The organism is Pseudoalteromonas sp. BZK2 (assembly GCF_014349195.1).
GTDB classification, from domain to species: domain Bacteria; phylum Pseudomonadota; class Gammaproteobacteria; order Enterobacterales; family Alteromonadaceae; genus Pseudoalteromonas; species Pseudoalteromonas simplex.
On record NZ_JACSOG010000045.1, the window covers coordinates 22247 to 29600 of the forward strand.

The 7354-nt window shown below is 34.4% G+C and carries 7 protein-coding genes; 4 read left to right on the forward strand and 3 right to left on the reverse strand.

What is annotated here, in order from left to right:
• Positions 1-97 precede the first annotated feature (97 nt).
• The gene (locus tag BIZ38_RS19455; protein ID WP_316247590.1) at positions 98-1654 is read left to right on the forward strand and encodes a sodium:solute symporter family transporter; all 1557 of its coding nucleotides are present in this window, start codon (positions 98-100) and stop codon (positions 1652-1654) included.
• A 704-nt stretch (positions 1655-2358) separates the two neighbouring features.
• Here BIZ38_RS19455 and BIZ38_RS19460 read toward each other — a convergent pair.
• Together BIZ38_RS19460 and BIZ38_RS19465 are read right to left on the reverse strand one after the other, a co-directional pair.
• Positions 2359-2799, reverse strand: coding sequence for a hypothetical protein (locus BIZ38_RS19460; RefSeq protein ID WP_187491052.1), 441 nt, complete (start codon positions 2797-2799; stop codon positions 2359-2361).
• Between the two features lie 448 nt (positions 2800-3247).
• On the reverse strand, positions 3248-4381 hold the full coding sequence (locus BIZ38_RS19465; protein ID WP_187491053.1) for a replication protein A: 1134 nt from the start codon (positions 4379-4381) through the stop codon (positions 3248-3250).
• A 1315-nt stretch (positions 4382-5696) separates the two neighbouring features.
• On the opposite strand from BIZ38_RS19465, the gene BIZ38_RS19470 reads away from it, so the two are divergent.
• From BIZ38_RS19470 to BIZ38_RS21905, 3 genes are all read left to right on the forward strand, one after another.
• On the forward strand, positions 5697-6431 hold the full coding sequence (locus tag BIZ38_RS19470; protein WP_187491054.1) for a hypothetical protein: 735 nt from the start codon (positions 5697-5699) through the stop codon (positions 6429-6431).
• A 26-nt stretch (positions 6432-6457) separates the two neighbouring features.
• The gene (locus BIZ38_RS21705) at positions 6458-6664 is read left to right on the forward strand and encodes a hypothetical protein (protein ID WP_410445983.1); all 207 of its coding nucleotides are present in this window, start codon (positions 6458-6460) and stop codon (positions 6662-6664) included.
• A 270-nt stretch (positions 6665-6934) separates the two neighbouring features.
• Positions 6935-7066: a hypothetical protein gene (locus BIZ38_RS21905; RefSeq protein WP_262387630.1), complete on the forward strand. Its 132-nt coding sequence runs from the start codon at positions 6935-6937 to the stop codon at positions 7064-7066.
• 21 nt (positions 7067-7087) lie between these two features.
• Here the strand turns inward: BIZ38_RS21905 and tnpA are convergent.
• Positions 7088-7354: IS200/IS605 family transposase (gene tnpA, locus BIZ38_RS19480; protein WP_187491055.1), on the reverse strand; the 267-nt coding region annotated here is incomplete at its 5' end.

The window sequence follows — 7354 nt, forward strand, 5'->3', positions numbered from 1 at the left end:
GCAATATAAATGAAATGAATTATATTTATTATTTTATCTAAAATAATCAGGGCTCATTGTGCAGTTGTGGCTTTTCTTAATTAGCTTTCTATTAGTTGTGTTGTGGTTATGGCTTAAGAGCAACAAACAATCTTCAGACTCATTGATAACCGCCAACAAAAACATACCATGGTATCTAGCGGGCTCATCAATGAGTGCTACAACACTTTCTAGTGATACGCCTATTATCGTAGCTGGAATAGTTTATAGCTTTGGAGTAAGCGGTAACTGGATATGGTGGATAAGTATATTAAGTTTGCTTTCTACTGCTTTTTTCTTCAGTAAATATTGGTATCGAAGTGGTATAAAAACGGAAGTTGAGCTTTACGAACTTCGCTATGGAGACTCCTCACACACACGTTTTTTAAGAAAAATTAAAGCTATTTTTGAAGGGGGTATTCTTAATGTAGTTGTATTAGCAAGTCTGACGTACGCGTTTTCAATAACCTTGTCTGAAGTACTCTCTCTGCATCCCACTTTGTACTTTACAGAACTTCAAATTCACCTCTGCATCTCTGTTGTATTCCTTATTGTTGTAATGTACACAGCACTGTCTGGATTAAAAGGAGTAATAATTACCGATATTTTCCAGCTTGTCTTTGCTGTCGGTATTTCATGGATCGCCTTATATTTTATTCTTGAAAATCAGTCTCTAGCTACAATAATTTCCGAAGTACCTGAAGATAAGAAAACCCTCTTTTTAAATAATAGTGCGTCTAACGACGAATATATTTATTTTTGGGTTTTCATAATATTTTCATGGATATACAAAGCACCAGGCTCCGGACCTTTGATACAAAGAGTGATATCTTGCAAAAGTGAAACGGACGCAAAAAAAGCGATTCTTATGCATTGTGTTATTCACTTTTTTGTCAGGAGTATTCCATGGATATTAATTGGAATCGTCGCGATAACTATAACAAACACTCCCTTAAACGCAGATGAAGTTTATGCTCACGTGATTATGAAGGTGCTGCCGCCTGAGCTAATAAACCTTTTTATTATCTGCTTAATAGCTGCATACATATCAACCGTTGACTCTCACCTAAATTGGGGTGCCTCCCTTATTACGAATGATTTTTACATTGACGAAAAACCAGAAATCAGCAAGAAAAATGCCTATTTTTTATCAGTACTTTCTTTAAGCTTAATTAGCTATTTAATCTACTTACAAGGCTTAATAGACAGCTTATTATTTATTTATCAACTTCATATAGTAATATTTGCAGGGCTTGCACCATTTGCAATTGGTCGTTGGTTTTGGTGGAAAGTCACTTTAAAATCAGAGATACTCGGTTACTTCTCTTCTATCACTCTTGGTATAACTTACTTTATTGCCAGCCCTAAAGAAGCTGCTTACTGGTTTTCAATGCCTATGCTTTTAAATCTATCAAGTTCTCTATTGATATTATTATTGCTAAAAAGCAAAGCCCAACAGCCAGATAAAATACATTTCGATTTTTTCAACAAAATTGGTTTGCCTTTACATAAAAATCGCAATCACCAGTTTTATTTAGATAAAAAAGATATTCTTACCGAAGCAAAAACCTGGATAATTGCAGTTCTTATTTTTTCGACCTTCACCATAGGAGTCACAATTTTACTCTTTAGTTAAATCATCTATAACTAAAAACAAAGCTCTTTAATAACTTTTAGGTTTTCAAAAAATACCTAAACTAGACTAGTGCGGATGAAGTGCAAAATTTCTTTGGCGTCATCAATCCCATGCTCCTTCCATTCCTTCAAAAACTGAGCTTAAATTTGCTTCACAAATTTTAAAGTGCTGTTCGTAATGTGATATGACGATGTTCCCTTCATCAAGGTCGAGTACATTCGCATTTCTGGTTGCAAACCATTCTATTTCTGACGTAATAAGACGTGACTTACCTACACAACCTGCAATATCATTAGATTTAAAGTTTTTATCCTGCGAATTACATTCCATAAAAGCAACATCTCAGCCCTGCGTTCCCGATAAGTTTTAATAAATGTAAGAAAACTAATTTTCTTTTCAACTAAATCAATATTAACGGGAAACTGAACCATCAGGTGCTTGGCCCTGGTAAACTTCACTTAGCAAAAATTTGTTGAACAAATAATTAGTCTTTTATAGTTTTTATAGACTGAGAGCTGTTCACACCTAAACGTTCAAGGTCGCGGATAGGCGGGTAATCGCCAACGTAAAGTAAGCTGTGCTTGCGCCCGTGCGAGGAATTCGTTTTGCGAAATCATTTTTATCCCTCTATGTCAACTGAGAGTCTTATTTGTTGAAAAATAGAGAGGTAAGGATAAGTTCTATTCATCACCACTCGAAAAAGCCTAGACTCTATAGGATCTTAGCTTAAAATTGAGGTGATTAAGTCTCATTTCCAAATCACCGTAAATATCCACATCAGCATTATATGAATCTAGATTAGCACCTAAAAAGTCAACGGCAGCTACACATCTTTTGAGTAAATCTAAATCATTAATAGCTGACTCATCTAGTTTTTGGTTCAACAATGTTATAAAGTTGTCTGCAATTTCAGACTTAAAGAAGTCATCATGTTCAATAAACATAATAAACTCTATAAAGAAATGAAAATAATAGTTGAACAACATAGGAGGCATAAATCTAAGCTCATCAGTACGCTCTATTACATTTAAAGAAAACGCTTTATGAATTTCTGTATTCTCTTTATTAAAAAATACCCTTTTAGCTGAAAGCAAATCTACGCAATCATCTGAACTATCGAGATATTGTTTCCAAATATCTTCCATCTTAACTTCCTTTTAAATACAAGTTGTTCGATATTATTTTATGGCTCACTTAAAAGTAAGCAGCCTACGGTCTGGATAGATTTTGCAAGGCCACTTAACTTTGATTTACAAAATTCTGGTTTGCCATTCTTGTGAGCACTTGAAACTTCTCGATGTCGCTTTAGGTTATTATATGCTTTTTCATCTTTAATGATTCACCATCTGATAAGAGTTTGGGGCAGCCAGTCAATTCCCTCAGGTAAGAGTGTGAATATTAGTGTTAATGAGCTAATTCAAGAAGTGTACATCCTGCCATTTGCTTCGTAAGATTTCATAGGTGAAATAAGACAATTGCTTAACAAATATGGTTATTAAAGAATCTGAAATACTTGATATGTAAAATTGGTTTTAATCCACTGCACTGTTCAACTTTAACTGTGCAGCCTCCATGACCAAAGGGTGCAGCCCCTTATTGCTCGATCAACAAAGTTTCAACAACTTCTTCTGTCGTATTGCTTTTGATTCTAATTTTCTTAGCGTGTTTATTAAGCGATACAATTTCATCACAGAACCCTTCTGTTGGGTATAACGTGTACTTGTAATCGGTAACCTTACCTTCATCGTCTTTTACAGCAGCTATATCATACTTCTCTAAAATGCCGGCATTAATGAGGTCTTTCATTGTTGAAGTCATATTTCTGCGAATAGCGATTAAACGGTTTTCAGTGATATCTTCTGACTCAATTGAACCAAATTTAATCATTATTCTTACAAGCATGAAGTGATAAGTTTTTTCGGGGCTGGCGTATCTGAATAATGTATAAAGTCTGGTTGTAAGCCAGCTAGATAAGGTTCTCTTAAATTGTTGCGCCTGGTTAAAGTAATATCCTTTATAAGATACAGTTTCAATTTGCTGAGCCATATACTCATTAAGAAATACAATGCATCTTTGAGTGCTTGGCCCTTTTTTACCAGAAAAATGAATTGACCCCAAATAAGGCATTTTTGCTTCATTTGTTTCTACTTCACCATTTGAGTTAGTGCTGTAGTTAAAGGACAGTTGACTACCAGACAGGATTAGTAGCGCTTCTTTTAAATCTGGATAAGATAATGATTGATTAACTGACTTAAGCTCTGCATTTAGTTCATTCATTTTAAAATGAATTGCGTAACGAGTGCCGCTTGCGTTATTAATCTTAGAAATATTGCCTTTAGTTGCAAGTGATATAAGCGCCCTTTCTACCTTTTCTTCGCGGTCAGATGGCCAAGCAACATAGTCAGTTTCTTTACCTTTGATTACAGCTGGTGAAATTTGTAATTCACCGGTGTATTCAACACCATCCAACTTATCAGAAATAGAACGAGAATTAACGAGCCTTTCTGGTGCTTGTCTAATTGGGTATATGGTAGTTTTAACTCTTACAAAACGAGACCATAAATCATATAAAGGAAAGGTATTTGATAATGAATTAGATTTCAAACCTTCAAAATGCACATCAGTAAAGAGTTTGAGCTGCTCAACCTCAGCGGCTTCCTGAACTACTAGCCCTTTAGTGCTGATAGTCTCTGGCAAATTATTTATTGTAAGTTTGTTTTTGCTCATACCGAAATTCCCGCATACTTGAATTTCAAATATATCAAATCGCTATATAAATAACACAGTAAAATGCACCATTATTAAAAATCTCTTTATAATCATTAAGATAATAGAGTGTAACTGTGATCTGACTACCTATTAAACCTATTAAAAATAACGTGTAATTGCGATCTGGTAGTTTGAGTAACAGTATGAATAACGTGTAACTGCGATCTGAGTTCAAAACCTATCTATTTGATTAACGTGTAATTGCGATCTGGGATGAAATTTGAGGCCATAAAATAACGTGTAAATGCGATCTGAGATGAAATTTGAGGTCAAAAAATAACGTGTAAATGCGATCTGGGATGAAATTTGAGGCCATAGAATAACGTGTAAATGCGATCTGGGATGAAATTTGAAGTCATAAAATAACGTGTAAATGCGATCTGACACAAAAATTTAGCTCATAAAATAAAGTGTAAATGCGATCTGAGAAGCTACATAACTACTGAATAACGTGTAATTAGGGTCTGAGATTTATTTTCAGTTTATTATTTCATCAACTTACTTCTGTGTAGCCGATGTGAACTTAAAACTATTGGTCAAAAATAAATCGGAAGAATTTGCTCTAAAAAGGACAGAGAAATTACAAAATAAAGTGTAAAACCGATCTGAAAAATAAAACACATACATTTCAATGGTTTACAGAATTGTATCACACACGAACAAAGATAACGGGCGAAAAAAAACTTTTTTCAAATGAAAATTCACTAAACTTCTGTAGTATGGATTCAGCAGGGCTGTGAATAACCCACTAAAAAAAGGTGTAATTGCGATCTGAGAAGCGTGCAATTGCGATCTGGTACAGTAATTTGCCCTATTTTCAATCATTTCGAATAAAAAACAAACTGTGATTGTGAATAAAATAAAGTGTAAATGCGATCTTGAGCAATGTCGTTGTGGATATTTTACAGACAATCCTTTATAACCTGTTGATAATAATATCAATATAAATTCTAATAACGTGTAGCTGCGATCTAAGTAAGGTGTAATTGCGATCTAAATAACGTGTAATTGCGATCTCATTTATTTTTTATTGTTTAGGTAAATCAACAAGTTAAATGGACAATCCACAGCACTAACCTAAAGATCTAACCTATATATTTAACCATCATTATCCTTAATATTTATTCTTAGCTTTCAACAAATCAAATTAAAAATGATATTTGGTATTTAAAAAGAACTAAGCTCAATACCTTTAGCTAATAAGTTCTTTGCAAAATGCACGATGTAATTTAGCTGTCATTCTGTTGTTAAATAAACAATAGAAGGCATATTCATGAATTTTTCAATCTCACTCTCTACCGCAAAACATCTGTTTGTGGATGCTTGTGGTATAGCAAATGGCTCTAAGTGCAACATATCTGCGTTGGATTATATCCACTTCTCATTAATTGGCGGCATAGCAGAAGTGCTAGGAACGGACACTCAATCGATTGTTAGGCAATCTTCACCAATTGATGCGTTTGAAGATTATGAGATTTGTATCAAAGCCAAAAAACTTAATACTTTTATAAGTAGCTTTACCGATGAAAGTAAGCCACTAAAATTTCAATTCGATGAAGATAAAGTAATTGTTAAACATGGTCGTTCAAGAGCTTCAATAGCTACAATATCATGCGATAGCTACCCTATTCCCAAAATTGTAATTCCTATTGGCTTTCAATTTTCTTGTGATGCTGAGTCATTTAAGTCTGCTATTTCTGGTATTTTTTATGCCAAGGCGAATAACGATGTAAGGCCGTTCCTAAATCATATTAACTTTTCTATAAATTCTCATCAGATGAAGTTATACACTAGTGATGGTCATAGATTGGCTAAGGATATTATTCAGTTAGAAAATTCTGTAGATGATTTGAATGGTATCTTGCCATTTAAGCTTGCTGAAATGCTTCTACAAGCACAGCCTGATGGTAATTTGGGCTTTTTCTTTGATGTGAGCCACTTCTATTGGTCAGCTGAAGGAACAGTATATGGCACAAACTTTCTCATAAAGGTATTTTTTGGTATATAAGTTATAACGCCAAGACGAACTTTTCAATTATCTACCCTGCCCTTCTTTTTTGTTTGGAAAAAGATAAACAAGGAGAACCAAATGGGTTAATTGTGTTTGCTTTGCCAAGTAATCAACGACCTAATGAAAATACGCATTTGTATCATGCGCCACTGATGAATATTTATTCGAATGGAGTTGTTTGCCAAGGAAATGCAACTTTACCCAAAAAGAACACATCAATTACTGAATGAATGAAGGCATGAATGATGTTGAGAAAACTGTACTGGCCTCAAACTTCACTCACGTTAACCTCGAAAAGACCCTTAACGCAAAATTTGCTCGCATTTTGGAGTGCTAAAGCCAACACAAAGAGCCTAAGCAATGCAAAAGTAAGAATGCGAGAGTTAAATCGATTTATGCGTTTGGGATAGTTTTTAAGCTCGGCCTTGTGAATATTTCATATTCAAATTAATAGTGAATAATTCACATTGTATGTCCGGTCATATTAAGAGGGTTAAAAAATGAACACATTTTCAATTCCATCAGAGTGGATTTCTAAACCATTAAATGTATCAGTAATTGGTGCGGGTGGTACAGGATATGCTTTTTTATCGAAAATTCACCGAGAAAACCCCGTGATCAGAGCGAAGTGATGTCGCGGGGATGAATCGGTGTCACCCCTGCTCTTGAATATATTTTCGTATTATCTCTGCAGTAGCATTTCCTACAGAACACACAAAGTATCCATCAAACCAAAATGTTTTCTCTTTCCAAAATTGGTTTTTGAGGTAAGGAAATGATTTCCAGATTTTAGTAGTTGTCGCTTGTTTAATCCTCCTTACGTACTGGCCTACAGAATATCGAGTGCCGATTGTAATCAGCATATGATTGTGATCTTTGTCTATTTCAATCTCTTCGATCCTGAAGTCAGAAGATAGAGA

Bases quoted from the DNA above. Each gene is read 5' to 3' on its own strand.
- BIZ38_RS19460 (WP_187491052.1), bottom strand. From the start codon at position 2,799: ATGGAAGATATTTGGAAACAATATCTCGATAGTTCAGATGATTGCGTA.
- BIZ38_RS19465 (WP_187491053.1), bottom strand. From the start codon at position 4,381: ATGAGCAAAAACAAACTTACAATAAATAATTTGCCAGAGACTATCAGC.
- BIZ38_RS19470 (WP_187491054.1), top strand. From the start codon at position 5,697: ATGAATTTTTCAATCTCACTCTCTACCGCAAAACATCTGTTTGTGGAT.
- BIZ38_RS21905 (WP_262387630.1), top strand. From the start codon at position 6,935: ATGAACACATTTTCAATTCCATCAGAGTGGATTTCTAAACCATTAAAT.